At 60.0% G+C, this 25,444-nt stretch carries 29 protein-coding genes; 15 read left to right on the forward strand and 14 right to left on the reverse strand.

Annotated features, from left to right (window positions below):
- Positions 1-15 precede the first annotated feature (15 nt).
- Positions 16-987, forward strand: coding sequence for a L,D-transpeptidase family protein (locus CAF73_RS24385; RefSeq protein WP_064383316.1), 972 nt, complete (start codon positions 16-18; stop codon positions 985-987).
- Positions 988-1,111: 124 nt separating this feature from the next.
- On the opposite strand, the gene oprI is transcribed toward CAF73_RS24385, so the two are convergent.
- Entirely contained in the window at positions 1,112-1,363 is a 252-nt protein-coding gene (oprI, locus tag CAF73_RS24390; RefSeq protein ID WP_011335311.1) for an outer membrane lipoprotei OprI, read from the reverse strand.
- A gap of 637 nt (positions 1,364-2,000) precedes the next feature.
- Here oprI and CAF73_RS24395 point away from each other — a divergent pair.
- Positions 2,001-2,282, forward strand: a complete 282-nt coding sequence (locus tag CAF73_RS24395; RefSeq protein ID WP_007955658.1) for a GNAT family N-acetyltransferase — start codon at positions 2,001-2,003, stop codon at positions 2,280-2,282.
- A gap of 67 nt (positions 2,283-2,349) precedes the next feature.
- On the opposite strand, the gene CAF73_RS24400 is transcribed toward CAF73_RS24395, so the two are convergent.
- Entirely contained in the window at positions 2,350-3,426 is a 1,077-nt protein-coding gene (locus tag CAF73_RS24400; protein WP_011335309.1) for a 3-deoxy-7-phosphoheptulonate synthase, read from the reverse strand.
- A 130-nt stretch (positions 3,427-3,556) separates the two neighbouring features.
- The gene (locus CAF73_RS24405; RefSeq protein ID WP_011335308.1) at positions 3,557-4,000 is read right to left on the reverse strand and encodes a PilZ domain-containing protein; all 444 of its coding nucleotides are present in this window, start codon (positions 3,998-4,000) and stop codon (positions 3,557-3,559) included.
- Here CAF73_RS24405 and CAF73_RS24410 point away from each other — a divergent pair.
- The 5 genes from CAF73_RS24410 to cysB all read left to right on the forward strand — a co-directional run bounded on the left by CAF73_RS24410 (position 3,999) and on the right by cysB (position 7,957).
- The gene (locus CAF73_RS24410) at positions 3,999-4,385 is read left to right on the forward strand and encodes a co-chaperone YbbN (protein WP_085700014.1); all 387 of its coding nucleotides are present in this window, start codon (positions 3,999-4,001) and stop codon (positions 4,383-4,385) included. The two genes, CAF73_RS24405 and CAF73_RS24410, sit on opposite strands and share 2 nt — an antisense overlap.
- Positions 4,382-5,338 carry a putative 2-dehydropantoate 2-reductase gene (locus tag CAF73_RS24415; RefSeq protein WP_176247767.1) on the forward strand — a complete coding sequence of 319 codons (957 nt, stop codon included), beginning with the start codon at positions 4,382-4,384 and terminating at the stop codon, positions 5,336-5,338. The genes CAF73_RS24410 and CAF73_RS24415 overlap by 4 nt, the downstream gene beginning before the upstream one ends.
- Before the next feature lie 23 nt (positions 5,339-5,361).
- Positions 5,362-6,267: a 5'-nucleotidase gene (locus CAF73_RS24420; protein ID WP_085700018.1), complete on the forward strand. Its 906-nt coding sequence runs from the start codon at positions 5,362-5,364 to the stop codon at positions 6,265-6,267.
- Positions 6,268-6,365: 98 nt separating this feature from the next.
- Positions 6,366-6,869: a universal stress protein gene (locus CAF73_RS24425; RefSeq protein ID WP_007955683.1), complete on the forward strand. Its 504-nt coding sequence runs from the start codon at positions 6,366-6,368 to the stop codon at positions 6,867-6,869.
- A gap of 113 nt (positions 6,870-6,982) precedes the next feature.
- Positions 6,983-7,957: an HTH-type transcriptional regulator CysB gene (gene cysB, locus CAF73_RS24430; RefSeq protein WP_085700020.1), complete on the forward strand. Its 975-nt coding sequence runs from the start codon at positions 6,983-6,985 to the stop codon at positions 7,955-7,957.
- 22 nt (positions 7,958-7,979) lie between these two features.
- Here cysB and CAF73_RS24435 read toward each other — a convergent pair whose 3' ends face one another.
- Positions 7,980-8,462, reverse strand: coding sequence for a GreA/GreB family elongation factor (locus tag CAF73_RS24435; protein WP_085704410.1), 483 nt, complete (start codon positions 8,460-8,462; stop codon positions 7,980-7,982).
- Between the two features lie 2 nt (positions 8,463-8,464).
- Entirely contained in the window at positions 8,465-8,872 is a 408-nt protein-coding gene (locus tag CAF73_RS24440) for a hypothetical protein (protein WP_085704411.1), read from the reverse strand.
- 124 nt (positions 8,873-8,996) lie between these two features.
- Here CAF73_RS24440 and earP point away from each other — a divergent pair, with 124 nt between their 5' ends.
- Complete coding sequence (earP, locus tag CAF73_RS24445) at positions 8,997-10,139, forward strand: elongation factor P maturation arginine rhamnosyltransferase EarP (RefSeq protein WP_085700027.1); 1,143 nt, start codon at positions 8,997-8,999, stop codon at positions 10,137-10,139.
- A gap of 48 nt (positions 10,140-10,187) precedes the next feature.
- Positions 10,188-10,757 (forward strand): elongation factor P, encoded by a 570-nt coding sequence (locus tag CAF73_RS24450; protein ID WP_007955690.1) that lies wholly within the window; start codon positions 10,188-10,190, stop codon positions 10,755-10,757.
- A 65-nt stretch (positions 10,758-10,822) separates the two neighbouring features.
- Here CAF73_RS24450 and CAF73_RS24455 read toward each other — a convergent pair whose 3' ends face one another.
- From CAF73_RS24455 to CAF73_RS24470, 4 genes are all read right to left on the reverse strand, one after another.
- Positions 10,823-11,836: an alpha/beta hydrolase gene (locus CAF73_RS24455; protein WP_085704412.1), complete on the reverse strand. Its 1,014-nt coding sequence runs from the start codon at positions 11,834-11,836 to the stop codon at positions 10,823-10,825.
- A 33-nt stretch (positions 11,837-11,869) separates the two neighbouring features.
- Positions 11,870-12,289: an organic hydroperoxide resistance protein gene (locus tag CAF73_RS24460; RefSeq protein WP_085700029.1), complete on the reverse strand. Its 420-nt coding sequence runs from the start codon at positions 12,287-12,289 to the stop codon at positions 11,870-11,872.
- Between the two features lie 272 nt (positions 12,290-12,561).
- Positions 12,562-13,026: a MarR family winged helix-turn-helix transcriptional regulator gene (locus tag CAF73_RS24465; protein WP_085700031.1), complete on the reverse strand. Its 465-nt coding sequence runs from the start codon at positions 13,024-13,026 to the stop codon at positions 12,562-12,564.
- Positions 13,027-13,109: 83 nt separating this feature from the next.
- Entirely contained in the window at positions 13,110-14,066 is a 957-nt protein-coding gene (locus CAF73_RS24470) for a LysR family transcriptional regulator (protein WP_085704414.1), read from the reverse strand.
- 112 nt (positions 14,067-14,178) lie between these two features.
- Between CAF73_RS24470 and CAF73_RS24475 the strand changes: the two genes are divergently transcribed.
- The gene (locus tag CAF73_RS24475; RefSeq protein WP_176247768.1) at positions 14,179-14,928 is read left to right on the forward strand and encodes a sulfite exporter TauE/SafE family protein; all 750 of its coding nucleotides are present in this window, start codon (positions 14,179-14,181) and stop codon (positions 14,926-14,928) included.
- Here the strand turns inward: CAF73_RS24475 and CAF73_RS24480 are convergent.
- Positions 14,918-15,772 (reverse strand): LysR substrate-binding domain-containing protein, encoded by an 855-nt coding sequence (locus CAF73_RS24480; protein ID WP_170929765.1) that lies wholly within the window; start codon positions 15,770-15,772, stop codon positions 14,918-14,920. The two genes, CAF73_RS24475 and CAF73_RS24480, sit on opposite strands and share 11 nt — an antisense overlap.
- 97 nt (positions 15,773-15,869) lie before the next feature.
- On the opposite strand from CAF73_RS24480, the gene CAF73_RS24485 reads away from it, so the two are divergent.
- Both CAF73_RS24485 and CAF73_RS24490 read left to right on the forward strand, forming a co-directional pair.
- Positions 15,870-16,085, forward strand: coding sequence for a DUF1127 domain-containing protein (locus tag CAF73_RS24485; RefSeq protein ID WP_085700039.1), 216 nt, complete (start codon positions 15,870-15,872; stop codon positions 16,083-16,085).
- A gap of 64 nt (positions 16,086-16,149) precedes the next feature.
- Positions 16,150-17,376 (forward strand): winged helix-turn-helix domain-containing protein, encoded by a 1,227-nt coding sequence (locus CAF73_RS24490; protein WP_085700041.1) that lies wholly within the window; start codon positions 16,150-16,152, stop codon positions 17,374-17,376.
- Positions 17,377-17,507: 131 nt separating this feature from the next.
- Here the strand turns inward: CAF73_RS24490 and CAF73_RS24495 are convergent, their stop codons facing one another.
- The gene (locus CAF73_RS24495) at positions 17,508-18,854 is read right to left on the reverse strand and encodes a class II 3-deoxy-7-phosphoheptulonate synthase (RefSeq protein ID WP_064383296.1); all 1,347 of its coding nucleotides are present in this window, start codon (positions 18,852-18,854) and stop codon (positions 17,508-17,510) included.
- A gap of 150 nt (positions 18,855-19,004) precedes the next feature.
- Here CAF73_RS24495 and CAF73_RS24500 point away from each other — a divergent pair, with 150 nt between their 5' ends.
- Positions 19,005-19,760, forward strand: coding sequence for a spermidine synthase (locus CAF73_RS24500; RefSeq protein ID WP_085647568.1), 756 nt, complete (start codon positions 19,005-19,007; stop codon positions 19,758-19,760).
- A gap of 145 nt (positions 19,761-19,905) precedes the next feature.
- Here the strand turns inward: CAF73_RS24500 and CAF73_RS24505 are convergent, their stop codons facing one another.
- A complete protein-coding gene (locus CAF73_RS24505) occupies positions 19,906-20,697 on the reverse strand; it encodes a crotonase/enoyl-CoA hydratase family protein (RefSeq protein ID WP_085704420.1) in 792 nt (263 codons plus the stop codon).
- A gap of 421 nt (positions 20,698-21,118) precedes the next feature.
- On the opposite strand from CAF73_RS24505, the gene CAF73_RS24515 reads away from it, so the two are divergent.
- Positions 21,119-22,792 (forward strand): DEAD/DEAH box helicase, encoded by a 1,674-nt coding sequence (locus tag CAF73_RS24515; protein WP_085704422.1) that lies wholly within the window; start codon positions 21,119-21,121, stop codon positions 22,790-22,792.
- A gap of 77 nt (positions 22,793-22,869) precedes the next feature.
- Here the strand turns inward: CAF73_RS24515 and CAF73_RS24520 are convergent, their stop codons facing one another.
- Positions 22,870-23,637, reverse strand: coding sequence for a class III extradiol ring-cleavage dioxygenase (locus tag CAF73_RS24520; RefSeq protein ID WP_085704424.1), 768 nt, complete (start codon positions 23,635-23,637; stop codon positions 22,870-22,872).
- 102 nt (positions 23,638-23,739) lie between these two features.
- Between CAF73_RS24520 and CAF73_RS24525 the strand changes: the two genes are divergently transcribed.
- A complete protein-coding gene (locus tag CAF73_RS24525; protein WP_085704426.1) occupies positions 23,740-24,393 on the forward strand; it encodes a thiopurine S-methyltransferase in 654 nt (217 codons plus the stop codon).
- Positions 24,394-24,452: 59 nt separating this feature from the next.
- Here CAF73_RS24525 and htpX read toward each other — a convergent pair whose 3' ends face one another.
- Positions 24,453-25,340 carry a protease HtpX gene (htpX, locus tag CAF73_RS24530; RefSeq protein WP_085700052.1) on the reverse strand — a complete coding sequence of 296 codons (888 nt, stop codon included), beginning with the start codon at positions 25,338-25,340 and terminating at the stop codon, positions 24,453-24,455.
- Positions 25,341-25,444: the final 104 nt, after the last annotated feature.

Consider the following 25,444-nt stretch of genomic DNA (forward strand, 5'->3'; position numbering starts at 1 on the left):
CGAAGGATTCTCCGGATGTTGCCGCGTTTTCCTGCCGTCACCCGCTGCCTGTCTCTTGCCGCCCTGTGCGTGGCCGGTCCCGTTGCCGCACTGGAGTTTCCCCTGCCACCGCCTGGTGAAGACATCATCGGCCAGGTGCAGGTGATCAAGGCCAAGTACGAAGACACCTTTGCCGATCTGGGCACCACCTACGATCTTGGCTATTCGGAAATGGTCGCGGCCAACCCGGGCGTCGATGCCTGGCTGCCGGGCGCCGGCACCGAAATCGTTCTTCCGACCCGCTTCATCCTGCCACCGGGCCCGCGTGAAGGCATTGTGATCAACCTCGCCGAATACCGCCTCTACTACTACCCGAAAGGCCGGAACGTGGTGTACACCTTCCCGCTGGGTATCGGTCGTGAAGGCTGGGGCTCGCCGATCGCCCACACCACGATCACTGCCAAGACACCGAATCCGACCTGGACGCCACCGGCCTCGATCAAGGCGGAACACGCCGCTGACGGTGATCCGCTGCCGAACGTGGTGCCGGCGGGTCCGGACAATCCGCTGGGTCCGTTCAAGTTCACTCTGGGCACGCCGGGCTACCTGATCCACGGCTCGAACAAGAAGTTCGGTATCGGCATGCGTACCAGCCACGGCTGTTTCCGCATGTTCAACAACAACGTGCTGGAAATGGCCAGCATGGTGCCGGTGGGTACTTCGGTACGAATCCTCAACGACGCTTACAAGTTCGGTCGCAGTGGCGGCAAGATCTATCTGGAAGCGCACACGCCGATCGACGACAAGGGCAACCCGTCGGTGGTCGACAAGCACACCGCCGTGATCAACGCGATGCTCAAGCGCGAAGACATCACCAACAACCTGCGCATGAACTGGGATGTGGTGCGTGATGTGGTGGCGGCCGAAGATGGCCTGCCAACCGAAATCGGCACACCGAACACCTCGGCGCCAATGGTCTCCAGCGCACCGATCGACCTGCAGCAATAAGCTGAAAGATGAAACCCGCCGAGGCTTGCGCAGCGGCGGGTTTTTTGTTGCCTGCCGAAAACCGCAGGCACAAAAAAAGCCGACCCGAAAAACGGGTCGGCTTGATAACAATCCCGAAGGACTATTACTTGCGGCTAGCTTTTTCCAGCATGCGCAGAGCACGCTCGTTAGCTTCGTCAGCAGTCTGTTGTGCTTTTTGAGCAGCAGCCAGAGCTTCATCAGCTTTACGGTAAGCTTCGTCTGCACGAGCCTGGGCGCGAGCAGCTGCGTCTTCAGTAGCGGTCAGACGTGCTTCGGTTTCTTTCGATGCGCTGCTGCAACCGGTAGCCAGAACTGCGGCCAGAGCCAGAGCAGAGAATTTCAGAACGTTGTTCATCGTGTTCCCCTTCAAGGACTTTCAATTAAGTGGCTGTCTCCTCCGATTGAGGAAATAGCCGGCGTACATACTACCCATTACTTGTAGTAAGTAAACTGACGTGAGGCAAGAAGCAAAAAAAATTGTAGGCGTTGATTCTTTTTCGAGCAACTTTTAACTGGGCTGTATAAAAAATATCCACCTGTAAGCCGCGAGATGAGTGAGTTAATGAGAAAAAGTTCCCGTTGCCCTTCGCTGTTTTGCAGGTAGTGGCTAAAGTCTGTCTATATGGATTCGTCCACACTTCTGTTGCGAATTTGCGTAGCGCCTCGCATATCTTTGTCCATGTTGAGGTGACTTTAAAACAGGGGGCTCGTCTTAAGTCTCAACATCCGGCGATGTTCAGCCTTTCGGCTCGGGAAGATCGTCTCCCGAACCGGACCTGAGTCCACTGAAATTGCCCCGTCGATCTGAGTAAAGACGAGCGTACCTTGAGCATTTTCGCCAATGGTGCCTACTATTTGATACGTGCTCGGGTTGCGCGAGATCGGTGCAGTTCTTCTCGGTGTCCATCAGGCACAGGGTGGCGTAGATGTTCCTTCGCCGGGAAAACATCGGTAAGGTAGGGGTCAGAATTCGAGACCCGCGAGGAGTAGTGATGAGCGAGGCGTTGTCCATCCACCATGACCAGGCTGGTCATCAGTTCGAGACCAATGTGGACGGTCATCGTGCCTACCTGACCTATATGGATCTGGGGAAACAGACCCTGGATATCTACCGCACCTTCGTGCCCAACGCCTTGCGTGGCCGAGGCATCGCGGCTGCCCTCACCGAGCGGGCGTTGCAGTACGCCGATGAAATGGGTTACACGGTCATTCCTTCGTGCTCCTACGTGGAGCGTTATATGGAGCGCCATCAGCGGCGCACCGCCAAGATCTGACTGACCTCACCGCACACACAAAAACGCCGGGCAATGCCCGGCGTTTTTTATGCCTGAGAAACGGCTGTCAGCCGCGCTGACGTTTCGGCAGGACATCCTTGAGCTTGGCGTGCATGCTGCGCAAGGTGTTTTCGGTAGCGGACCAGTCGATGCACGCATCGGTGATCGACACGCCGTATTGCAGGTCGGCGAGGTCTTTCGGGATCGCCTGGCAGCCCCAGTTCAGATGACTCTCGACCATCAGGCCGATGATCGACTGGTTGCCTTCAAGGATCTGGTTGGCAACGTTCTCCATCACCAGCGGTTGCAGGGCCGGATCCTTGTTGGAGTTGGCGTGGCTGCAATCGACCATGATGTTCGGCTTGATCTTCGCCTTGTTCAGCGCCTGCTCGCACAGGGCGACGCTCACCGAATCGTAGTTCGGCTTGCCGTTACCACCGCGCAGCACCACGTGACCGTAGGCGTTGCCCTTGGTGGTGACGATCGACACGCCACCTTCCTGATTGATGCCCAGGAAACGGTGCGGGCTGGAAACCGACTGCAAGGCGTTGATTGCCACAGTCAGGCCGCCGTCGGTGCCGTTCTTGAAACCGACCGCCGAGGACAGGCCGGAAGCCATTTCGCGGTGGGTCTGGGATTCGGTGGTCCGTGCGCCGATGGCCGACCAACTGATCAGGTCCTGCAGATACTGCGGGGAGATCGGGTCGAGGGCTTCAGTGGCAGTCGGCAGGCCTTTCTCGGCCAGGTCCAGCAACAACTGGCGACCGATGTGCAGACCGTCCTGGATCTTGAACGAGTCATCCAGGTATGGGTCGTTGATCAGGCCTTTCCAGCCGACGGTGGTCCGTGGCTTCTCGAAGTAAACGCGCATGACCAGATACAGGGTGTCCGACACTTCTGCCGCCAGCACTTTCAGGCGATCGGCATATTCGTGGGCAGCTTTGATGTCGTGGATCGAGCAGGGGCCGATCACCACGAACAGACGATGGTCAGTGCCATCGAGAATGTTGCGGATGACTTCGCGACCCTTGGTGACGGTGCGCAGGGCAGCGTCGCTCAGAGGGATATCACGCTTGAGCTGATCAGGAGTGATCAGGGTCTCGTTGGAAGCGACGTTCAGGTCGTTGATCGGTAAATCAGCCATCGTTTACTCGTCAGGTCACGGGTGCCGGCCGCCAGCGATCCCCGCGCGGCGGAGCACAGCGGATTTAAGCGCGTCGGGGAGCCGAACCTTATCGCGTTAGGCGCCTGCTAGACAATGGGCAAGTAACTGTTCAGTCCAGCACTGGCTGCGCAAAAGCTTTGCGAACGGTGTCGTGAGAGAACTCGTCGGCGTGTTGTTCGACCCATTGCAGGGCCAGGGCCTGAATATCCTGGAGATCGTCGTGGGCATCGTTGAGTCGGCAATAGCGTTCGATCTGACACACCTGCTCACCCATTCGCGCACTGAACAGCGTCTGTTCGTCGGTGAAGGCGATGCCCACCAGATAGCCTTTTTTACGTCGCAGGCACCAGGCCACGTAGCCCGGATAACAGATGTCGGCGTTGAGGGTCGGCATGCGTACCTGCAAGGCGGTGCCATGGCGCCAGGCACGGTGGTAATTGCAAGCGATGCCGCCGAGGCTGATAGTGTGCAGCCGTTGACGCGAAATACACTCCGGTGTGAGCAAGGTCAATTCAACGGGCACATCATCCGGATGAGGAATAAACCGTCCCATGAGCACAGACTCCCTGTGTCGGCCATTTGACATTGTTTCCCCCAGTATAGTGGTCGAATCGCAGCTGACCGATTTCGACGCCGACCAACGGCTGCTGGCGATGGACGGCGTTTCGCTGGTGATCTTCACCAGCGTTGGCTGCGCCAGTTGTCGCTATGCCCGCGAAGTGTTGCCGGGGTTCGACTTGACCGTCGATCGCGTGTGCTGGATCGATGCCGGTGACAACGGCGGACTGGTCGAGCGTTATCAGGTCTTTCATTTGCCGGCGCTGTTTGTGGTGCGCGACGGCGAGTTTTTTGGGGCAGTGCACACGCGCCTGAATGTCGATGAGCTGAACGCAGCCGTGGCGCAGGCGCTGGGTCGAATTGCAGAGGAGTTGCCGTGATGGGAGCAGTTAACAAACCGGTGGTGGGGATCATTGGCACCGGCGCCATCGGAGGGTTTTACGGAGTGATGCTGGCCCGGGCCGGGTTCGATGTGCACTTTCTATTGCGCAGTGAATTTTCAACAGTCGCCGAGCGCGGCTTGCAAGTGGACAGTGCCGTGCATGGCGCATTGACGCTAAACCCGGTGCAGGCCTATTCGTCAGCAGAAGACATGCCGCCCTGCGACTGGCTGCTGGTCGGCGCCAAGACCACCAGCAATGCCGGGCTGGCACCGTCGATCATTCAGGCGGCGAAACCCGACGCGAAAGTGCTGTTGTTGCAAAACGGCCTCGATGTCGAAGACAGCTTGCGTGCATTGCTGCCCGATTCCCTGCATTTGCTGGGCGGCTTGTGCCTGATCTGCGTCCACCGTGAAGGGCCGGGGCAGGTCACTCACCAGGCGCTGGGGGCGGTGAACGTCGGTTATCACAGCGGCCCGGCACCGGATGAAGCGGCGCGCATGGCGATCGTCGAGGAGGGCGCCGGCCTGTTTCGGGCCGCCGGTCTCGACTCCCAGGCGATGCCGAACCTGCATCAGGCGCGCTGGCAGAAGCTGGTGTGGAACATTCCCTACAACGGGCTTTCGGTGTTGCTCGGTGCCGGCACCACGCCATTGATGGCCGACACTGACAGCCGCGCATTGATTCAGGCGCTGATGGCTGAAGTTGTGCAGGGCGCCAAGGCCTGCGGCCACGACATGCCGCCCGGTTACGCCGAATACCTGTTCATGATGACCGAGAAAATGCCCGACTATTGGCCGAGCATGTACCACGACTTTTTGCACAAGCGACCGCTGGAACTGGAGGCGATCTACGCTCGTCCTTTGGCGGCGGCAAAAGCGGCAGGCTGCGAGTTGCCGCGTATCGAGTCGTTGTATCGCACATTGAGCTTTATCGATCGGCGCAACGTGTAAACCGGTCGCACGGGGGGAAAGGCATGGCCAAGAATATCGATGACAAACTGGTGCTGGCGATTTCGTCCCGTGCCCTGTTCGACCTGAGCGAAAGTCACAAGGTGTATGAGTCGAGTGGCGTGGAAGCCTACCGGCAATATCAGATCGATCACGAAGACGAAATTCTCGCGCCGGGCGATGCCTTTCCGCTGGTGGAAAAACTGCTCAACCTCAACAGTCGCCTCGGCCGCGCCCGGGTCGAGGTGATTCTGGTGTCGCGCAACAGTGCTGACACCGGCCTGCGCGTTTTCAATTCCATTGGTCATTACGGCCTGGCGATTTCCCGTGCTGCGTTTGTCGGCGGGCGCAGTCCTTATCCGTACCTGAAGGCTTTCGGTTGCGACCTGTTTCTCTCCACCCATGCCGAAGACGTGCGCGCCGCACTGGATGCCGGTTTTGCGGCGGCGACCATTCTGTCCGGCGGCGCCAGCCGTGCGGCCAGCGATGAATTGCGCATCGCCTTCGACGGGGACGCGGTGCTGTTTTCCGACGAGTCGGAACGGGTTTATCAATCCGGTGGCCTCGAAGCCTTCCAGGCCAAGGAGCGTGAATCCGCGCGCGAACCGTTGCGCGGCGGTCCGTTCAAGGGCTTCCTCGCAGCACTCAATCTGTTGCAGCGCGAATTCTCCGATGAGGAATGCCCGATCCGTACGGCACTGGTCACTGCGCGTTCGGCTCCGGCTCACGAGCGGGTGATTCGCACCTTGCGTGAGTGGGACATTCGTCTGGACGAATCGCTGTTTCTCGGTGGCTTGAACAAATCGGCGTTCCTCGAAGCCTTCGCCGCCGACGTGTTTTTCGACGATCAGGCCGGCCACTGCGAGTTGGCCCGGGAAGTCGTGGCAACCGGTCACGTACCTCACGGCATCAGCAACGAACCGGCGGTCTAGAGCGCACGTGGTTCAAGACGTTGCGTCGCACGTCGTACTCGCGAAGGCACTGCTAAGCTGAATCAAATCTCCGCCATGTTGGCACGCGAGGAGGTCATATGATTCGTTCGATGCTGTATGCCACTGACCTCGGTCTGTACGCACCGTTAGTGATGCAGCATGCCTTGGCAATGGCACGAACGTTCAATGCCGATCTGTACGTGGTGCACGCGGTGGAGCCCATGGGGCTGTTTGCCGAATCGGTGTTGCAGAGCTATCTCGACGAACAGGCATTGAACGAATTCCACAGTCAGGGTCTGAAAACCGTTATCGCCAATATCGAGCAACGGGTGCTCGACAGCTTTCGTGAAGAGCTGGGGGACGAGGGCGAGCAGGACCTGCAGCGGATACGCGCGGTACGGGTGCTGCAGGGCGATCCGTCACAGGTGATTCTCGATCAGGTGCAGAAACTCTCTGTCGATTTGCTGATCGTAGGAAGTCACAGCCATGGGGTCGGGGCGGAGACACCCCTGGGGCGAACGGCAGCACGGCTGCTGCAATTGTCCAAGGTGCCGGTTTATCTGGTGCCGTTGGTGGAGCGTCGGCGTCGGGAGGATCGCTGAAGCAGGAATAATGGCCCTTTGATAAAAAAGTTCTAGATTTATTATTCAAACCATTAATATAGTTATATATCGTCGCTGATGCCCGTGGCGTCTACCTGCTTTGAGGGATTCATATGAAGCTTCAACAATTGCGCTACATCTGGGAAGTGGCGCACCACGACCTCAACGTTTCCGCTACAGCCCAAAGCCTCTATACCTCGCAACCGGGCATCAGTAAACAAATCCGTCTGCTGGAAGACGAACTGGGCGTCGAAGTATTCGCCCGCAGCGGCAAGCACCTGACCCGCGTCACCCCGGCCGGCGAGCGCATCATCACCACTGCCGGTGAGATTCTGCGCAAGGTCGAAAGCATCAAGCAGATCGCTCAGGAATTCTCCAACGAGAAGAAGGGCACCCTGTCGATCGCCACCACTCACACCCAGGCGCGTTATGCACTGCCGCCGGTGATCAGCAACTTCATCAAGCAATACCCGGACGTGGCGCTGCACATGCACCAGGGTTCGCCGATGCAGATCGCCGAAATGGCCGCTGACGGCACCGTCGATTTCGCCATCGCCACTGAAGCGCTGGAGCTGTTCGGCGATCTGGTGATGATGCCGTGCTACCGCTGGAACCGTTGCGTGGTCGTGCCTCAGGGCCACCCGCTGACCAAGCTGCCGAAGCTGACCCTCGAAGCGCTGGCCGAATACCCGATCGTGACTTACGTGTTCGGTTTCACCGGCCGTTCGAAACTCGACGAAGCCTTCAGCCATCGTGGCCTGACGCCGAAAGTGGTGTTCACCGCTGCCGACGCCGACGTCATCAAAACCTATGTGCGCCTGGGGCTGGGCGTGGGCATCGTGGCGAAAATGGCAGTCGACACCAAACTCGATAACGATCTGGTGGTGCTCGATGCCAGCGAGCTGTTCGAGTCCAGCGTGACCAAGATCGGTTTCCGTCGTGGCACTTTCCTGCGCGGCTTCATGTGCGACTTCATTGAAAAATTCGCGCCGCACCTGACCCGCGATGTCATGGCCAAGGCCATTCAGTGCCACAACAAGCAAGAACTGGAAGAGCTGTTCGAAGGCGTCGAACTGCCGGTCCACTAAGCCCCTGTCACCAAGCGCCTGTCTACAGCACCTCGGTGACAGCAAACTGTTGCCGGGTGCCTGCCACCAGAATCTCCACCTCGTCACCCTCGAACTTGCCCAGCAGGCTTTTGCCCAGCGGCGAGCGCGGGGTGATGACGGTAATCGGCTGACCCACCACGTCGACTTTCAAGCCCGCGGCATCCGGCGCGAGAAACAGCCATTGCTCGCGACCTTTTTCGTCTTCCAGACCAAGCAGGGCGCCGACTTCAATCCCTCGCTGATCGTCGTATGCACGCAGCGTCAGGTTCTGGCACAGCGCCAGCGAGTGACGAATCTCCTCGACCCGTTTTGCCTGGCCCGCCGCCAGGTACGAAGCCTCAAGTCCCAGGGTGTCGTACTTGTTTTCGGCGATGTTCTCTTCGTGGGTCGCAGTTTCGTAAGCGGTTTGCGCCGCGCGTTCGGCGATGTCGAGGTCGACGCGCAGCCTGTCGAGAATCAGTTGGTGAACCGTCTGTTTATTCATGATCAATCGCAGAATTGCAGGACATTGGCGCGGCTTTTTTCGCTCGGGGCCGTCTGATCCTGTTGCAGCCAGAACTGGCATTTGGGATTCGACAGATTGCGTGTGTTGCCTCGGGCCTGATCCAGGCGTGCCTGTTGTTCGTTCTTGCGCAGGTTTTCTTCGTACTGCTCGAACAGGCGGTTTTGTTGCTCAGGTTCTGGCTGTGGCTGGGCGGCCACCGCAGGCTTGCTCAGTTGTTGTACCGCCTGCGCCACCGGCTGCAACTGATGGCTGAAGAGAGACGAGGCGAGCCAGCACGTCAGCGCAATGGCCAGGAAACCCAGCCACAAACCCAGCGCAATGCTGCCGGTCAATTGCAGCGCGCTAAGCTGAACAGGCAAGGGGCGACGGGGATTGGGACGATAGGGCATGGCTGCCTCCTGGCGGATGAATGCGGGCGAGTGGCGATTGTCGCACGAAGATTAATTGCCGTCGGCTCTTCTGCATGGAGACATTTATGCGGACAATCGGCGCTTTTGCCAACGGGAGCCTTGAATGCCGCAACCGATAACCCGCTGGGACATTTTTTGTACGGTCGTCGACAACTACGGCGACATCGGCGTGACCTGGCGTCTGGCCCGGCAACTGGTCAGTGAACATGCAATGACGGTGCGACTGTGGGTCGATGACCTGCGCGCCTTCGAGCGCATCTGCCCGGAAATCGACATCCATCTTGACCAGCAAAGGCAGCAGGGTGTCGAAGTCCGACACTGGTCGGCTGAATGGCCGGAAACGGACGCCGCCGACGTAGTGATCGCCGCGTTTGCCTGCCAGTTGCCGAGTCTCTACATGGACGCCATGGCCGCGCGGCAGAAGCCGCCGTTGTGGATGAACCTCGACTACCTCAGTGCCGAAGACTGGGTGGTCGGTTGCCACGGTCTGCCGTCAGTGAAGTACAAGTCGGTGCAGAAGTACTTTTTCTTTCCGGGATTCCAGCCGGGGACCGGTGGCCTGTTGCGTGAGAGCGGTTTGCTGGAGCGGCGCCAGCAGTTTCAGCAGGATCCCGAGGCGCAGCGACAATTCCTGCACGGTCTGGGGATCGTTCCTGTGCCCGGTGCGCAGTTGATTTCGCTGTTTGCCTACGAGAATGCCGGACTCGCCAGTTGGCTGGATGTACTCGCCGCTGACTCGACGCCCACTCATCTGCTGGTGCCGGAAGGGCGGATTCTCGGTGATGTCGCGCGCTGGCTCGGTGTCGAGTCACTGTCGGTCGGCGACTTCAATGTGCGTCAGGCGCTGACCGTGCAGGTGCTGCCGTTCGTCCGTCAGGATCAATATGACCAATTGCTCTGGTGCTGCGATTTCAATGCGGTGCGCGGCGAGGACTCGTTTGTCCGGGCGCAATGGGCGGGGCGTCCGATGCTGTGGCACATCTATCAGCAAGACGAAGACATCCATCTCGACAAGCTCGACGCCTTCCTTGCGCTCTACACAAAGCGCCTTTCGCCCGTAGCTGCCGAGGCGATGAACGGTCTCTGGCGTGCCTGGAGTGCCGGGCAGCCTATCGGCGATCACTGGCTCGAGGCCCGAAAACACTGGCCTGCACTGCAGGAAAATGCCCGCGCGTGGTGTCTGGAACAGGCCTCGCAGGCGGATCTTGCGACGGCGCTGGTACAGTTTTACCGAAATTGGATATGATACGCGGCCTAGATTTTTGTAAATCCCATCCAAATTCGGATATTCGCAATGAAAACTGGTAAAGAACTCAAACCCGGTACCGTGATCCGTATCGACAACGATCCTTGGCTGGTTCAGAAAGCTGAATTCACCAAGTCGGGCCGTAACAGCGCGATCATGAAGACCAAGCTGAAGAACCTGCTGACCGGTTACAAGACCGAAACCGTTTACGGTGCGGACGACAAGCTGGACGACGTGATCCTGGATCGTAAAGAAGCGACCCTGTCCTTCATCAGCGGTGACTCCTACACGTTCATGGACACCACCGACTACACCATGTACGAGCTGAACGCCGAAGACATCGAAAGCGTTCTGCCATTCGTGGAAGAAGGCATGACCGACGTTTGCGAAGCCGTATTCTTCGAAGGCCGTCTGGTTTCCGTAGAGCTGCCGACCACCATCGTGCGTCAGGTCGACTACACCGAAGGTTCCGCTCGCGGTGACACTTCCGGCAAGGTGATGAAGCCTGCCAAACTGAAGAACGGTACCGAGCTGTCGGTTGCTGACTTCATCGAAATCGGCGACATGATCGAGATCGATACCCGCGAAGGCGGTTCCTACAAAGGCCGTGCCAAATAAGCACTGTTTTTTGCGGAAAGAAAAAGCCCGACCATTGAGTCGGGCTTTTTTGTACCTGATGAAAATTACTTCTTCAGGTGTTGCTTCAGTTCTTCCGAAGCCTGCAGCATCGCCGAACGCACCGCCGGCACCTGGCTGACCACGTTGAGCAAACCGTAGTCGTGGATCATGCCGTTGTAGCGTACCGAGGTTACCGGCACGCCGGCTTCGTCGAGTTTACGGGCGTAGGCTTCGCCTTCGTCACGCAGTACGTCGGCCCCCGCAGTCTGTACCAGTGCAGGCGGCAGACCTTTCAACTGTGCGGTGGTGGCCCGCAGCGGCGAGGCGTAGATCTCGTTACGCTGGTTGGCGTCGGTGGTGTAGTTGTCCCAGAACCACTTCATCATGTTGCGGGTGAGGAAGTGCCCCTCGGCATACTGGTTATACGAACCCGTATCGAAATTGGCATCGGTTACCGGCCACAGCAGCACCTGGAATTTGATCGCCGGGGTGCCTTTGTCTTTGGCCATCAGGGCGACGACTGCCGCCATGTTGCCGCCAACACTGTTGCCCGCCACCGCCAGACGTTTGCCGTCGACGTTGATTTCTTTGCCGTGTTCGGCCACCCACTTGGTCGCCGCGTAAGCCTGGTTGATCGCCACCGGGTAATGCGCTTCCGGCGAAGGGGTGTAGTTGACGAACACCGCCGCCGCCCCCGAGCCGACCACCAGATCCCGCACCAGACGTTCGTGGGTCGGGAAATCCCCCAGCACCCAGCCACCACCGTGGAAGAACATGAACACCGGCAGCTCGCCCTTGACTCCGGCCGGCCGGACGATGGTCAGGCTCAACGGTTGGCCATCGACCTGGATGGTCTTCTCGCTGACGTCCGCCTTGGGCAACGTCAGTTTGACCCCGGACTGTGCGCCGGTCAGAACGGCTCGGGCATCCTTGGGTGTCAGCTGTTCCATCGGTTTGCCGGTGCCGGCATTCAGCACATCGAGGAACGCCTGGGTGTTGTGTTCAACCTCCCCGGCAAATGCGCTGTGGATGGACAGAGCGAGAAGGGTACCGATCAAGACTTTGCTGAAAGTGTTCATGTTCATTTCCTGTACGGGCCTGAGTGTCAGTGATTACACGGTGACGTGCAGACGCACATCGACGTTGCCGCGAGTGGCGTTGGAGTACGGGCAGACCTGGTGCGCAGCGTCGACCAGGCTTTGCGCGTCAGCCTGTTCCAGGCCCGGCAGGCTGATGTGTAGGTCGATGTCCAGACCGAAACCGCCAGGAATCTGGCCGATGCCGACGTGAGCGGTGATCGACGAGTCGTCCGGGATTTTGCGTTTGGTCTGGCTGGCGACGAATTTCAGCGCGCCGATGAAGCAGGCCGAGTAACCGGCGGCGAACAGTTGCTCAGGGTTGGTGGCCGCGCCGCCGGCACCGCCGAGTTCTTTCGGGGTGGCCAGTTTGACGTCGAGGATGTTGTCGCTGGAGATCGCACGACCGTCACGGCCGCCGGTGGAAGTTGCGATTGCGGTGTAGAGAGTTTGCATGGTGTGAGCCTCATTAAGTGTGATTTGTTGCGCTAATTGTTTGCGCGCTAACTAGGTGCGAATTAAATGTACTGCGCGAATATTTAGCGTGCAAGATAAATTTTCGAAAAGATCGGCAATTGGCACTTGGATCAGGTGGAGTCGTGATCTCAAGTTTTTGATATATAAGATTTTTTTTAACGTAAGCGAGAGGAAATTTTTTTTCGTGGGTAAGCCGGGAAGGGGCGATTCGCCTACAGGCGCAAGGCTGCGCCCGTAGGGAAGGGAAGGTCTTAAGCGAGGCTGTCCTGCAAATGACCCCGCAAGGCCTGCAACTCGGCTTGCAGGTTTTGCAGACGCTCCAGCGTGAAGCCACTGGCACCGAGGATGCATTGTGGAACGGTTCGGGCCTTGTCTTTCAAGGCGCGTCCCTGGGCTGTCAGTTCAACGATCACTACCCGCTCATCCTCACGGCTTCGCGTACGGCTCAGCAAACCTTCACCCTCCAGACGCTTGAGCAGCGGGGTCAGCGAGCCCGGATCGGTCAGCAGGCGCGTGCTGATTTCTCCGACGGTCAAACCATCCTTCTCCCACAAAACCATCATCGCCAGGTATTGCGGATAGGTCAGGCCAAGCGCTTGCAGCAGTGGCTTGTAGACCTTGGTCATCATCAGCGAAGTGGAATGCAGGGCGAAGCAGGCCTGATTATCGAGCAGCAGGTCTTCGCAGTGATCGGAGGTGTTGCGGTCGTTGGTCATGTCGGTGCCTTGAACAGTGATACCGATGAATCTAGCGCTTGAATCTTTAATGCGCCAGACAATTGTGCCCGGTGGCGAATCGGTCAGTGCCGGCCCAGCTCTCGTTGCAGGGCCAGATCCCACGGCGGCACTGGGCTGAACCGGGTCTTGAGGTATTCCAGCAACAGGCGGCTGCGGGAGCTGGCCTGCTGTTGCAGCCGCAGCGCGTAAATGCCGGCGCTTTCCGGTGTTGGCAGGCCATTTTCACAGAACAGCGGCAGCAACTCGCCACGCAACAGGTATTCGCTGGCCAGCCAGGTCGGCAGATGCGCAATCCCAAGCCCCGCCAGTGCGCCGCAGACCAAAGCTTCCGCGTTGTTGGCGCTCATGCGCACCCGTGCCGGGCGGTGCAATTGCATCTGTCCGTCCTGCTCGAAACGCCAGGCGAAAGGTGGGGCGAGGCCGTCCCAATCGAGGCCGTCATGCTCGCTCAATTGCGCGGGCTCGCCCGGTACGCCCCGACGCTTCAGGTAGTCGGGGCTGGCGCAGGCAATGCGCACGATGCTCGCCAATGGCGTGGCCACCAGGCGGGTGTCGGCCATCTGTCCGGCACGCAGCACCAGGTCGACCTTGCCCAGGTTCGAGCCGTCCATGTCGACGAAGCTGTCTATCAGATGCAGTTGCACGTCGAGTCCCGGATACAGCACCAGAAAATCGGCAATCACCGGGGCCAAATGCCGACGCCCGAATGCCGCCGGCGCATCCACCCGAATCAAGCCTTCCGGCGCGCTGCTTAGAGACACCGCTTCAGCCCGGGCCAGTTGCAACTCCGCCACGATGCGCCGTGCCCGTTCGGCAAACGCAAGACCGGCCGGCGTGGCGCGCACCGCATGAGTACTGCGGATAAACAACTGGCTGCCGACAGCGCTTTCCAGACTGTCGATGCGCCGGGCGACGGCCGAGGGCGTCAGCGGATGTCGCCGTGAAGCAGCAGAAAAGCTGCCGGTCTCCAGCACATCGAGGAACAGTCCGAGTTGTTCGGTCAATTGATTGGGGTTCATCGATCAGCTCAGCGCCTATGCGAATTTGGCAAAGCCATTGTGCGTTGCTATGCGTTTCCGTGCCAGCACCGACTGCGTACGATGCGCTGACTGACGTATGAGGAATGCCGCTGTGATCGATTTTATGCTGTACCTGGTATTTGGCGCCGCCCTCGGCACTTTGGGCGGGATATTCGGCATCGGCGGTGGCTTGATTGCCATTCCGCTGCTGGGCGTGTGGTTCGGGCTTGATCAGCAAATCGCCCAAGGCACGGCGCTGGTGATGGTGGTGCCGAATGTGATGCTGGCGCTGTGGCGTTATCACCAGCGTAACCGCATCGAACTCCGCCATGCGTTGCCGCTGGCAGTGATGGGATTCTGCTTTGCGTGGATCGGCTCAATCTGGGCCGTGGGCATCGACGCACAAACCATGCGCATCGGCTTTGTCGCGTTCCTTGTAGCGTTGTCGGCCTACAACCTGGTGCGCATGTTTAGCGCGCGTCAGGCAGCAACTTCCGAGATGCGTTATTCGTGGCCATGGCTGGGCGTGCTCGGCGCGGCGTCGGGCGCCATGGGCGGCTTGTTCGGCGTCGGCGGGGCGGTGGTGGCGACGCCGGTGTTGACCAGCCTGTTCGGTACCACTCAAGTGGTCGCTCAGGGGCTGTCGCTGGCATTGGCGTTGCCGAGCACCGGCGTGACGCTGGTGACGTACGCGGTGCATCACGAAGTGGACTGGATGATCGGCCTGCCGCTGGCCATTGGCGGGCTGGCCAGCATCAGTTGGGGCGTGAAAGTGGCCCACGCAATGCCGGAAAAACTCCTGCGCGGGCTGTTCTGCGGGTTCCTGGTGCTGTCCGCGGTGATGCTCGCCTTTAAAGTTTGAAGCCTTCGACGATGTGCTCGGCCAGGCATTCGGTGATCGGCGAGGGATTGTTGAGGTTGCGGATCAGCATGATGCTGGCCTCGGGCAACAGTGGCAGATTTTCGGCGGCCCCAAGAATGCGCAGGTCCGGGGTGATCAGGCTTTCCAGCTGCGCGGTGATCGCCAGACCCGCGCTCACCACAGCCATCAACGCCGACAGGCTGGTGCTGTTGTAGGCAATCCGGTATTCGCGGCCCATCGCGTCCAGCGCATTGCAGGCCCACAGGCGACAGAAACAATCACTGTTGAACATCGCCAGCGGCAACGGCGTCTGTTCGTGGGCGCTGAAATTCTGCGCCTCGGCCCAGACAAAACGTTCCTTGCGCAGCAACTGGCCAATCTCGTTGCCCGGCTCGCGGGTGACGATCGACAGATCCAGGTCCGTGCGTTGCAGCAACTGTTTGGTCGACTCGCAATGCACTTCGATCTGGATCAGCGGATAGAACTGGGCGAAGCGCGACAGGATCCCCGGCAGAAACCGCATCACGTAATCGTCCGGCGTGCCGATCCGCACCGTGCCGACCATGTGCGGCTCGCGCAGGGTGTTGAAAACTTCGCTGTGCAATTTCAGGATGCGCCGCGCGTAACCGAGCAACACTTGGCCCTCGGCGGTCAGGCGCACCTGGCGCCCGTCACGCTCGAACAACTGGCGCTGCAACACATCCTCTTCAAGACGCTTCATCTGCATGCTCACCGCTGATTGGGTGCGGTTGACCATTTCGCCGGCACGGGTAAAACCGCCCTGATCGGCAATCGCGACAAAGGTGCGCAGTACATCGGTATCGATACTCGGGTACGCCGACAATTGATGAATCTCCGTGATCCATGCCATCAGAAACATTCGTTGGATTGATCGTAGCTCCGGCGCGAGACTTGAGCCATCCCTAAAGGAGGGCAACACGATGAAAGGTCAAAAAGTGTATGTGAGCGATGACAGAGTGCCGGTCCATCTGATTTCCGATCTGCTGCACAAGTTTAGCCGCTGGTACGAACTTCACCGCGAACGAGAGTTGCTTGCCAGTCTGAGCGACGAAGCGCTTAAGGACATCGGGGTCAGTCGAGCCGATGTCGAACATGAGTCGGTAAGGCCGTTCTGGGACGATCCGATGCATAAATGATGAGGCCATTGCTACACAAACCCCTTTGCAGTGAGGTAGGTTGCGAGCAGACATGGAGGTACACATGCCCGCGACATTGTCCTTTTCCCTTAAACAGGCTCGACGTCTGGCGCTGGCTGCCCAAGGGTTTCACGGGCGCCAGCCGCCGGCTGTCAAGGCCATGCACCTCAACCGGCTGATCGAACGCCTCGGCCTGTTGCAGATCGACTCCGTCAACGCCGTGGTGCGCTCGCACTACCTTCCGCTGTTCTCCCGTCTCGGTTCCTATTCTGCTGATTTGCTCGACCAGGCTGCCTGGAGTTCGGGGCGGCGTCGTTCGCTGTTTGAATACTGGGGCCATGAAGCGTCGTTGCTGCCGCTGTCGATGTATCCGTTGATGGGCTGGCGCATGCAGCGGGCCAGGCGCGGTGAGGACATTTATCAGCAACTGGCGCGATTCGGCCGTGAGCAACAGGACACCATCCGCCGGGTGCTGGCGTCGGTCCGGGAGCAGGGCGCACTGGGCGCCGGCAGCCTGTCGACCCGCAAGGAAAAGGCCGGGCCATGGTGGGACTGGAGTGCGGAAAAACATGCGCTGGAATGGCTGTTTGCCGCTGGCGAAGTCACCGTGGCCGGACGCCGTGGCTTCGAGCGATTGTATGACTTGCCGGAACGAGTGATTCCGGCCTCCGTGCTGCAACAGCCATTGCCCGATGAGGCCGAGGCGCAGCGCGGTTTGCTGTTGCATGCGGCGCAAGCGCTGGGTGTCGGCACGGAAAAAGACCTGCGTGATTACTTCAGACTGAATCCCTCTGATGCCCGCCCGCGTCTGGCCGAACTGGTCGAGGACGGGCAATTGCTGACCTGCGAAGTCGCCGGGTGGCGGCAAATCGCCTATTGCCTGCCCGAGCCGAAAATTCCGCGCAAGGTTGAGGCCAGTGCATTGCTGTCGCCATTTGACTCACTGATCTGGGAACGCAGCCGGACCGAGCGACTGTTCGATTTTCGCTATCGGCTGGAGATTTACACCCCGCAGGACAAGCGGGTCTACGGCTATTACGTGCTGCCGTTCCTGCACAACGAACGGATTGCGGCGCGGGTTGACCTGCGCGCCGAACGGGCGGCGGGGCGGCTTGCAGTGCATGCGGTGCACGAGGAAGAAACGGGACTGGATGATGCAGGGATGCTGGCACTGGCGCTGAACTTGCGGCGCATGGCGGACTGGTTGGGGCTTGAGCAGGTGCAGCTCAATTGTCAGCGGGAAAGTGCGGGGCGGCTTCGACTGGCTATGGTCCACATCGGCTGCGACTGAACCGGCCTCATCGCTGGCAAGCCAGCTCCCACAGTGACCGAGTCGTTCAAAAACTGAATGTACGAATTCGATCCTGTGGGAGCCGTGCTTGCCCGCGATGAGGCCCGATCAAACAATGAAGGTTTCCGAACTCAGCGACGCACCTGTTTCAGCGTCTCGGCAATCAGAAACGCCAGCTCCAGCGACTGGTCGGCATTCATTCGCGGGTCGCAATGGGTGTGATAGCGATCCGACAAGCCATCTTCAGTGATCGGTCGCGCGCCACCGATGCATTCGGTGACGTTTTGCCCGGTCATCTCGATGTGGATACCGCCGGCGTAGCTGCCCTCCGCTTCGTGAACCTGGAAGAACTGTTTGACCTCACCAAGAATCTGCGCGAAGTCGCGGGTCTTGTAGCCGCTGCTGGCCTTGATGGTGTTGCCGTGCATCGGGTCGGAGCTCCACAGCACCTGCTTGCCTTCACGCTGTACCGCGCGAATCAGCGCCGGCAGGTGATCGCCGACCTTGTTCGCGCCCATCCGCGCGATCAGGTTGAGGCGACCCGGATCGTTGTCCGGGTTGAGCACGTCGATCAGGCGGATCAGGTCGTCAGGGTTCATGCTCGGGCCGACTTTGACACCGATCGGGTTGTTCACCCCGCGCAGGAATTCGACGTGGGCACCGTCGAGCTGACGGGTGCGGTCGCCGATCCACAGCATGTGCGCCGAGCAATCGTAGTAATCGTTGGTCAGGCTGTCGCGGCGCACGAAGGCTTCTTCGTAGTTCAGCAGCAGCGCTTCGTGGGCCGTGAAGAAACTGGTTTCGCGCAGTTGCGGCGAGCTGTCCATGCCGCAGGCGCGCATGAACGCCAGGGTTTCATCGATGCGGTCGGCCAGATGGCTGTACTTTTCGGCCAGCGCCGAGTTGGCGATGAAGTCCAGATTCCACTTGTGCACCTGATGCAGGTCGGCAAAACCGCCCTGGGCGAAGGCACGCAGCAGGTTGAGAGTGGCGGTGGACTGGTGATACGACTGCAGCAGACGCTCCGGATCCGGTACGCGGCTGGCGGAGTCGAAACCGATGCCGTTGACGATGTCGCCCCGGTAGGCCGGCAGAGTCACGCCGTCGATGGTCTCGTCGTTGGCCGAGCGCGGCTTGGCGAACTGACCGGCCATGCGCCCGACTTTCACCACAGGGCAGCCGGCGGCGAAGGTCATGACGATCGCCATTTGCAGCAACACTTTAAAGGTGTCGCGGATCTTCGCGGCGGAAAACTCGGCGAAGCTTTCCGCGCAGTCGCCGCCCTGCAGCAGGAACGCCCGGCCCTGGGTGACTTCAGCAAACTGACGACGCAGCTCGCGCGCTTCGCCGGCAAACACCAGCGGCGGGTAGCTGGCCAGCGTCTGCTCGACCTGGCGCAGATGCGCGGCGTCGGGGTATTGGGGTTGTTGCTGGATCGGCAGGGCGCGCCAGCTGTCAGGGCTCCAGGGTTGGCTCATCACGGTCTCTAAGGTTCTACGCACGGACGGCCATGTTAGCAGCAATTAGTGCGTGACCTGCTCCCGCCGCTTCGCCGACAATCGCCGCTTTGCCACGGCACCAAATCGGTGCCATCGCGTCACCGCGCCCGGTGACCACCAGGAGACGAAATGACTGAGGAGCGCGTCGAGCTGTTGCTCGCCGAGGTACAGGATGAGTTCGGCGTGATTCGCGTGCTGGAAGTGGCCGACTACCGCTTTCTGGAGTTCGGCGATGCGATCGAGCAAAGCTGCGTGTTTACCGCCGACCCGAGCTGGCTGGAGTACGACTACACCCGGGCAATGCTGATTGGTGCGCTGTGCCATGAACAACCGGAGAGTGCGCTGTTTCTCGGCTTGGGCGCGGGGACGCTGACCCAGGCCTGCCTCAAGTTCCTGCCGCTGGAAGATGTCGAAGCCATCGAATTGCGTCCGGATGTACCGCGCCTGGCCATCGAATACCTTGGCCTTGATGACGATCCACGGCTGTACATCCGCGTCGGTGATGCCCTTGAGCTGCTGCCGACCGCTGAACCTGCAGATCTGATCTTCGTCGACCTGTACACCGATGTCGGCCCTGGTGCCGGGCACCTTGCGTGGAATTTCCTCGGTGACTGTCAGAAACGTCTGAATCCCGGTGGCTGGCTGGTGATCAATCAATGGGCCACCGATGACGGCAAACCCTTGGGCGCGGCGCTGCTGCGCGGGCTCTATCACCGGCATTACTGGGAACTGCCGGTGAAGGAGGGCAACGTGATTCTGATCGTGCCGGCGGATCTCGATCAGGTGCTGGACATGCAGGCGCTAACCGCGCGAGCTGAAGCGCTGGCACCGAAGCTGGGATACTCGTTGCAGTCGTTGATCAATTGCATCCGTCCGGCGACCTGAGTTGTCAGTGATGGCCCCTTCGTCGGATCGCCGCCCGGCCCCAGCCCGCTCCCACAGTTTTAGCGCCGTACACAGATCTATGAACGACGCGGTTACTGTCGGAGCGGGCTTGCCCGCGAAGGCGGCGCTATGACCGCTACCCATTTCAGATCCCTTTGAAGACACCGGGTCGCCGCTCCACCAGCGAGCGCACACCTTCCTTGGCGTCTTCACTGGCCAGCAACTTTTTAACCAGCGGCGGCAAGCTTTTTGCCGCCGCAGTCTCGCCTTCGTAGCGCGCCTGACGCGCCGACATCAGGGTTGCCTGTACGCCAAGCGGCGCCTGCCGCGCAATCCGTTCGGCCAGTTCGATGGCGCGCGGCAGCAGATCCTCGCTGGCCATGACTTCCTGCACCAGCCCCAGGCGCAAGGCCTCATGAGCGTCGAACTCGTCGCCGGTCAGCAGCCAGCGCATCGCGTTGCCCCAACCGGCGATCTGATGAAAGCGCAGCGTCGCACCCCCGAACGGGAAGATTCCGCGCTGCACTTCCATTTGGGCAAACCGGGTGTTGCTGGCACACAGGTTGATGTCGGCGGCGAGCATCAATTCGATGCCAATGGTCAGGCAATAACCCTGCGCCGCAACAATCACCGGTTTGCTGACCCGGGGGCCGACGAACACGCCCCATGGATCGCAGCCACCGGGCGGTACCTGCCAGCCCTGGGCGAGGGTGGAACTGGCGTTGACCAGATCGAGCCCGGCGGTGAAATGCTCACCGTGTCCGAACACCACCGCCACCCGCGCTTCTTTATCAGCCTCGAATTCACCGTAGGCCAGGGCCAGATCGTTGAGCAGGTCGAGGTCGAAGGCATTGCGCTTGGCGGCGCGGTCCAGGCCGATCAAGTACACGTGACCGTCACGCGCACGGCTCACTCGGCCGGGGCAGGGCTGATTCATGGGTGTTTCCTCGCAGGGAAGAAAGGGTGCAGCGACCGGATGTCGCATGTCGGTGAATCGTTTAAGCGCCATCGCCCGCAGGGCCGGGGTCTTTGAAAAATAGACCTTTGCCCGATTATCCGCAAAACCCCGTTACACAGCGGTGACAACTGTATTTCACCGATAAAAAAAGCTCCCTTTTTGGGCAAATTCCGGTATAGTGCGCGCCGGCCTTTAACCGGGCCGCGTTTAGGTAGCGCAATTCCCCGAAGTCAGCTTCGGCTGCACGTCCGCACTGCGGGCTCTTCCTTGACGATTCTTTTCCATCCATTCGTTTTCGCAAATCCCCGCCGACAAAGCTGCCAGGGCGACTCTTGAGTCTCAACACGGCATGTGCAGCTTTGGAGCATGGGTCTTTGCGGATGCACTTAGAGGCAGACCCATGACCCAGGAAATCGGCGGCTTCGCCGCTCTTGAACTTCATCCCAATATTGTCGCTGCAGTAGTCGCTACCGGCTATGAAGAGCCTTCGGCCATTCAGCAGCAGTCGATCCCGATCATCCTCGCCGGTCACGATATGATTGGTCAGGCGCAAACCGGTACCGGTAAAACCGCTGCCTTTGCCCTGCCTATCCTGCACCGCATTGATCCGTCCAAGCGCGAGCCGCAAGCTCTGATCCTGGCCCCAACTCGTGAGTTGGCGCTGCAAGTTGCAACCGCTTTCGAAACCTACGCCAAGCAAATGCCGGGCGTGACTGTTGTGGCTGTCTACGGCGGTGCGCCGATGGGCCCACAATTGAAAGCAATCCGTAATGGCGCACAGATTGTTGTCGCCACTCCGGGCCGGCTGTGCGACCACCTGCGTCGCGACGAAAAAGTGCTGCAGACCGTGAACCACCTGGTTCTCGACGAAGCAGACGAAATGCTCAAACTGGGCTTCATGGACGACCTCGAAGTCATCTTCAAGGCCATGCCGGAAACCCGTCAGACCGTATTGTTCTCGGCGACCCTGCCGCAATCGATCCGTGCCATCGCCGAGCGTCACCTGCGCGATCCGAAGCACGTGAAGATCCAGAGCAAGACCCAGACCGTTACCGCGATCGAACAGGCTCACCTGTTGGTTCACGCTGACCAGAAGACTTCTGCCGTTCTCAGCTTGCTGGAAGTGGAAGATTTCGACGCTCTGATCATGTTCGTGCGCACCAAGCAAGCGACCCTGGATCTGGCCAGCGCCCTCGACGCCAAAGGCTACAAAGCCGCCGCGTTGAACGGCGACATCGCCCAGAACCAGCGTGAGCGCGTCATCGACTCGCTGAAGGATGGCCGTCTGGACATCGTTGTGGCGACCGACGTTGCCGCCCGTGGTCTGGACGTTCCGCGCATCACCCACGTGTTCAACGTGGACATGCCGTACGATCCGGAATCCTACGTGCACCGTATCGGCCGTACCGGCCGTGCCGGTCGCGAAGGCCGCGCGCTGCTGCTGGTGACGCCACGTGAGCGCCGCATGCTGCAAGTGATCGAGCGTGTAACCGGTCAGAAAGTTGCCGAAGTGCGTCTGCCGGACGCCCAGGCCGTTCTCGATGCCCGCATCAAGAAACTGACCAACAGCCTGTCGCCGCTGGTGGCTGACGCCGAATCGACTCACGGTGATCTGCTGGATCGCCTGACCGCCGACATCGGTTGCACCCCGCGTGCCCTGGCTGCCGCTCTGCTGCGCAAGGCCACCAATGGTCAGGCGCTGAACCTGGCAGCGATCGAGAAGGAACGTCCACTGGTACCGAACAGCGCGCCACGTGGCGACCGTCCTGAGCGTTCCGGTGATCGTCCGGAGCGTGGTGATCGTGAGCGTCGTGCGCCAATGCCTTTGGGCGAAGGCCGTGCCCGTTGCCGTACCGCGCTGGGCGCGCGTGACGGTATCGCGGCGAAAAACCTGCTGGGCGCCATCCTCAACGAAGGTGGTCTGGCACGTGAAGCCATCGGTCGCATCCAGGTGCGTGACAGCTTCAGCCTCGTCGAGCTGCCGGAAGAGGGTCTGGACAAACTCCTGACCAAGCTGAAGGACACTCGCGTTGCCGGCAAGCAGTTGAAGCTGCGTCGCTACCGCGAAGATTGATCCGCCCTTGGGTTGATTGATCGAACATAAAAAATCCCCGACTGGTTCGGGGATTTTTTTTGCCTGCAATTCGGGCATCAGCCGAAGCGGTAGATGTCCATGCCCAGCGCGCCCATGGTGAAGCCTTGATGGGCAATGCTGAAATCACCGCCGGCACCTCGGGCGAAGTACAGCGGCAACAGGTGTTCATCACTTGGATGGCTGCGCACGGCATTCGGTGCCTGCTGGCGGTAATCGTGCAGGGCAGCTTCATCGTTGGCCGCAAGCTTGTCGACAATCCAGTCACGAAAGTCCCGGGCCCAGGGCTCGACGCTTTCCGGGCCGGCGTGCCAGTCCAGTTCCCGCAGGTTGTGGGTGATGCTGCCGGAGCCGATCAACAAAATGCCTTGATCGCGCAGGCTGGCCAGCGCTTGGCCGACGCGGTTCTGCAGCGCCGGGCCACCTCGGCTGGGCAGGGAAACCTGAACCACCGGTATATCCGCCTGCGGATACATCAGCGACAGTGGCACCCACACGCCGTGATCGAACGGTCGTTGCGGATCGAGACGCGCCGGCAGGTTGTTGGCGGTCAGCAAGTCGGCGACCTCGCGAGCCAGTTGAGGATCGCCCGGAGCTGGATACTGCACCTCAAACAGCGCGCGGGGAAAACCGCCGAAGTCGTGCCAGGTTTCCGGTTGCGGATGGCTGCTGACCAGCAGTTCATGACTTTCCCAATGGGCGGAAACGATGACGATGGCTTTCGGACGTGGCAGTTCGGCTGCCAGTCGCGCCAGGGCCGGGCCGCTGGCGCCGGGTTCCAGCGCCAGCATAGGTGAGCCGTGAGAGATAAACAGGCTGGGAAACATGGAAGGGTTCCTGAGCGTTAAGATGGCTCATCTTCAGTCAGTTCATTGATCTAATTCCAATATAAGTTTTAACGCCTTTTGATCGAATTCTTGGGAGGATGCATGCAGCCGGAGTTTTGGCACAAGAAGTGGGAATCGAACCAGATCGGCTTTCACCAGCGTCAGGTGAATCCGTATTTGCAGCGGCACTGGCCCGATCTGGCCATCCCGGCGCAGGCACGTGTGCTGGTGCCGTTGTGTGGGAAAAGCCTGGATCTGCTGTGGCTCGCCGGCCGTGGCTATCAGGTGCTCGGCGTCGAGCTGTCGGAGAAGGCCGTGGAAGACTTTTTCCTTGAGCAGCAATTGCAGCCGCAGGTCAGCGAGCAGGGCGACTTCAAGATTTATCGCGCCGGCGCGATCGAGTTGTGGTGCGGGGATTTCTTCTTGCTGACGGCGGCTGATGTGGCCGGTTGCACCGCCTTGTACGACCGGGCGGCGGTGATTGCCTTGCCGCCGTCGATGCGCGAACGTTATGCAGCGCACTTGCAGGGTCTGTTGCCGGCTTGCCGAGGGCTGCTGGTGACGCTGGATTACGACCAGTCGCAGATGCCTGGGCCGCCCTTTTCCGTGGACGATGCCGAAGTGCAGCGTTTGCTGGGCCGTGTCTGGCGCGTCGAGATGCTGGAAGAACAGGACGTGCTCGGTGATAGCTGGAAGTTCGTGCAGGCCGGCGTAACTCGGCTGGAAGAGCGGGTGTACCGGATTTCCGGGCAGTAATCGACAGGCAAAAAAAGGCCCGCATCACTGCGGGCCTTCTCATGGTTGCGCCGGTTTGATCAGCCGCGACGACGCAGAGCGTCGATACGCTCTTCCAGCGGCGGGTGGCTCATGAACATGCGGGCGAACCCTTGTTTGATACCACCGTTGATGCCGAAGGCGTTCAGGGTGTCAGGCATGTGCACCGGCAGGCCCTGTTCGGCGCGCAGACGTTGCAAGGCGTTGATCATTGCGCCCGTACCGGCCAGACGTGCACCGGCATCGTCGGCACGGAACTCGCGTTTGCGCGAGAACCACATCACGATTGCGCTGGCCAGAATGCCCAGTACCAGTTCGGCGAAGATGGTCGCGATGTAGTAGGCCATGCCCTGGCCTTCTTCGTTTTTGAAGATCACCTTGTCGACGAAGTTGCCGATGATCCGCGCGAAGAACATCACGAACGTGTTCACCACGCCCTGGATCAGCGCCAGGGTAACCATGTCGCCGTTGGCCACGTGGCCGATCTCGTGGGCCAGCACGGCCCGCACTTCGTCTTCCTTGAAGCGCTCGAGCAAGCCCTGGCTGACCGCGACGAGAGCGTCGTTCTTGTTCCAGCCGGTGGCGAAGGCGTTGGCTTCGTAGGCCGGGAAAATCCCGACTTCGGGCATCTTGATCCCGGCCTCCCGGGACAGTTGCTCGACGGTTTGCAGCAGCCATTGTTCGTGGCGAGTGCGTGGCTGGGTGATGACCTGGGTGCTGGTGCTCATCTTCGCCATCCACTTGGAGATGAACAGCGAGAACAGGGAACCGGCGAAACCAAAGACTGCACAGAAAACCAGCAGCTGATTGAGGTTGAGGTCAACCCCGTTGGCCGCCATGAACCCGTTGAAGCCGAAAAGGCTCAGGGTGATGCTGGCTATCAGCACGACCGCCAGGTTAGTGGCCAAGAACAGCAGGATGCGCATCATGGTTGTAGAAATCTCCTCAAGCTAAAGATGTAGCGTACTGCGGGGTATATAAGGTGCGGCACCTGGCGATTCAACCGAGTGACTATTTCAAACTGTGTCCTACA

Source organism: Pseudomonas sp. B15(2017) (genome assembly GCF_002113215.1).
Classification (GTDB): domain Bacteria; phylum Pseudomonadota; class Gammaproteobacteria; order Pseudomonadales; family Pseudomonadaceae; genus Aquipseudomonas.

Bases quoted from the DNA above. Each gene is read 5' to 3' on its own strand.
- CAF73_RS24385 (WP_064383316.1), top strand. From the start codon at position 16: ATGTTGCCGCGTTTTCCTGCCGTCACCCGCTGCCTGTCTCTTGCCGCC.
- oprI (WP_011335311.1), bottom strand. From the start codon at position 1,363: ATGAACAACGTTCTGAAATTCTCTGCTCTGGCTCTGGCCGCAGTTCTG.
- CAF73_RS24395 (WP_007955658.1), top strand. From the start codon at position 2,001: ATGAGCGAGGCGTTGTCCATCCACCATGACCAGGCTGGTCATCAGTTC.
- CAF73_RS24400 (WP_011335309.1), bottom strand. From the start codon at position 3,426: ATGGCTGATTTACCGATCAACGACCTGAACGTCGCTTCCAACGAGACC.
- CAF73_RS24410 (WP_085700014.1), top strand. From the start codon at position 3,999: ATGAGCACAGACTCCCTGTGTCGGCCATTTGACATTGTTTCCCCCAGT.
- CAF73_RS24405 (WP_011335308.1), bottom strand. From the start codon at position 4,000: ATGGGACGGTTTATTCCTCATCCGGATGATGTGCCCGTTGAATTGACC.
- CAF73_RS24420 (WP_085700018.1), top strand. From the start codon at position 5,362: ATGGCCAAGAATATCGATGACAAACTGGTGCTGGCGATTTCGTCCCGT.
- CAF73_RS24425 (WP_007955683.1), top strand. From the start codon at position 6,366: ATGATTCGTTCGATGCTGTATGCCACTGACCTCGGTCTGTACGCACCG.
- cysB (WP_085700020.1), top strand. From the start codon at position 6,983: ATGAAGCTTCAACAATTGCGCTACATCTGGGAAGTGGCGCACCACGAC.
- CAF73_RS24435 (WP_085704410.1), bottom strand. From the start codon at position 8,462: ATGAATAAACAGACGGTTCACCAACTGATTCTCGACAGGCTGCGCGTC.
- CAF73_RS24440 (WP_085704411.1), bottom strand. From the start codon at position 8,872: ATGCCCTATCGTCCCAATCCCCGTCGCCCCTTGCCTGTTCAGCTTAGC.
- earP (WP_085700027.1), top strand. From the start codon at position 8,997: ATGCCGCAACCGATAACCCGCTGGGACATTTTTTGTACGGTCGTCGAC.
- CAF73_RS24450 (WP_007955690.1), top strand. From the start codon at position 10,188: ATGAAAACTGGTAAAGAACTCAAACCCGGTACCGTGATCCGTATCGAC.
- CAF73_RS24455 (WP_085704412.1), bottom strand. From the start codon at position 11,836: ATGAACACTTTCAGCAAAGTCTTGATCGGTACCCTTCTCGCTCTGTCC.
- CAF73_RS24460 (WP_085700029.1), bottom strand. From the start codon at position 12,289: ATGCAAACTCTCTACACCGCAATCGCAACTTCCACCGGCGGCCGTGAC.
- CAF73_RS24465 (WP_085700031.1), bottom strand. From the start codon at position 13,026: ATGACCAACGACCGCAACACCTCCGATCACTGCGAAGACCTGCTGCTC.
- CAF73_RS24470 (WP_085704414.1), bottom strand. From the start codon at position 14,066: ATGAACCCCAATCAATTGACCGAACAACTCGGACTGTTCCTCGATGTG.
- CAF73_RS24485 (WP_085700039.1), top strand. From the start codon at position 15,870: ATGAAAGGTCAAAAAGTGTATGTGAGCGATGACAGAGTGCCGGTCCAT.
- CAF73_RS24490 (WP_085700041.1), top strand. From the start codon at position 16,150: ATGCCCGCGACATTGTCCTTTTCCCTTAAACAGGCTCGACGTCTGGCG.
- CAF73_RS24495 (WP_064383296.1), bottom strand. From the start codon at position 18,854: ATGAGCCAACCCTGGAGCCCTGACAGCTGGCGCGCCCTGCCGATCCAG.
- CAF73_RS24500 (WP_085647568.1), top strand. From the start codon at position 19,005: ATGACTGAGGAGCGCGTCGAGCTGTTGCTCGCCGAGGTACAGGATGAG.
- CAF73_RS24505 (WP_085704420.1), bottom strand. From the start codon at position 20,697: ATGAATCAGCCCTGCCCCGGCCGAGTGAGCCGTGCGCGTGACGGTCAC.
- CAF73_RS24515 (WP_085704422.1), top strand. From the start codon at position 21,119: ATGACCCAGGAAATCGGCGGCTTCGCCGCTCTTGAACTTCATCCCAAT.
- CAF73_RS24520 (WP_085704424.1), bottom strand. From the start codon at position 23,637: ATGTTTCCCAGCCTGTTTATCTCTCACGGCTCACCTATGCTGGCGCTG.
- CAF73_RS24525 (WP_085704426.1), top strand. From the start codon at position 23,740: ATGCAGCCGGAGTTTTGGCACAAGAAGTGGGAATCGAACCAGATCGGC.
- htpX (WP_085700052.1), bottom strand. From the start codon at position 25,340: ATGATGCGCATCCTGCTGTTCTTGGCCACTAACCTGGCGGTCGTGCTG.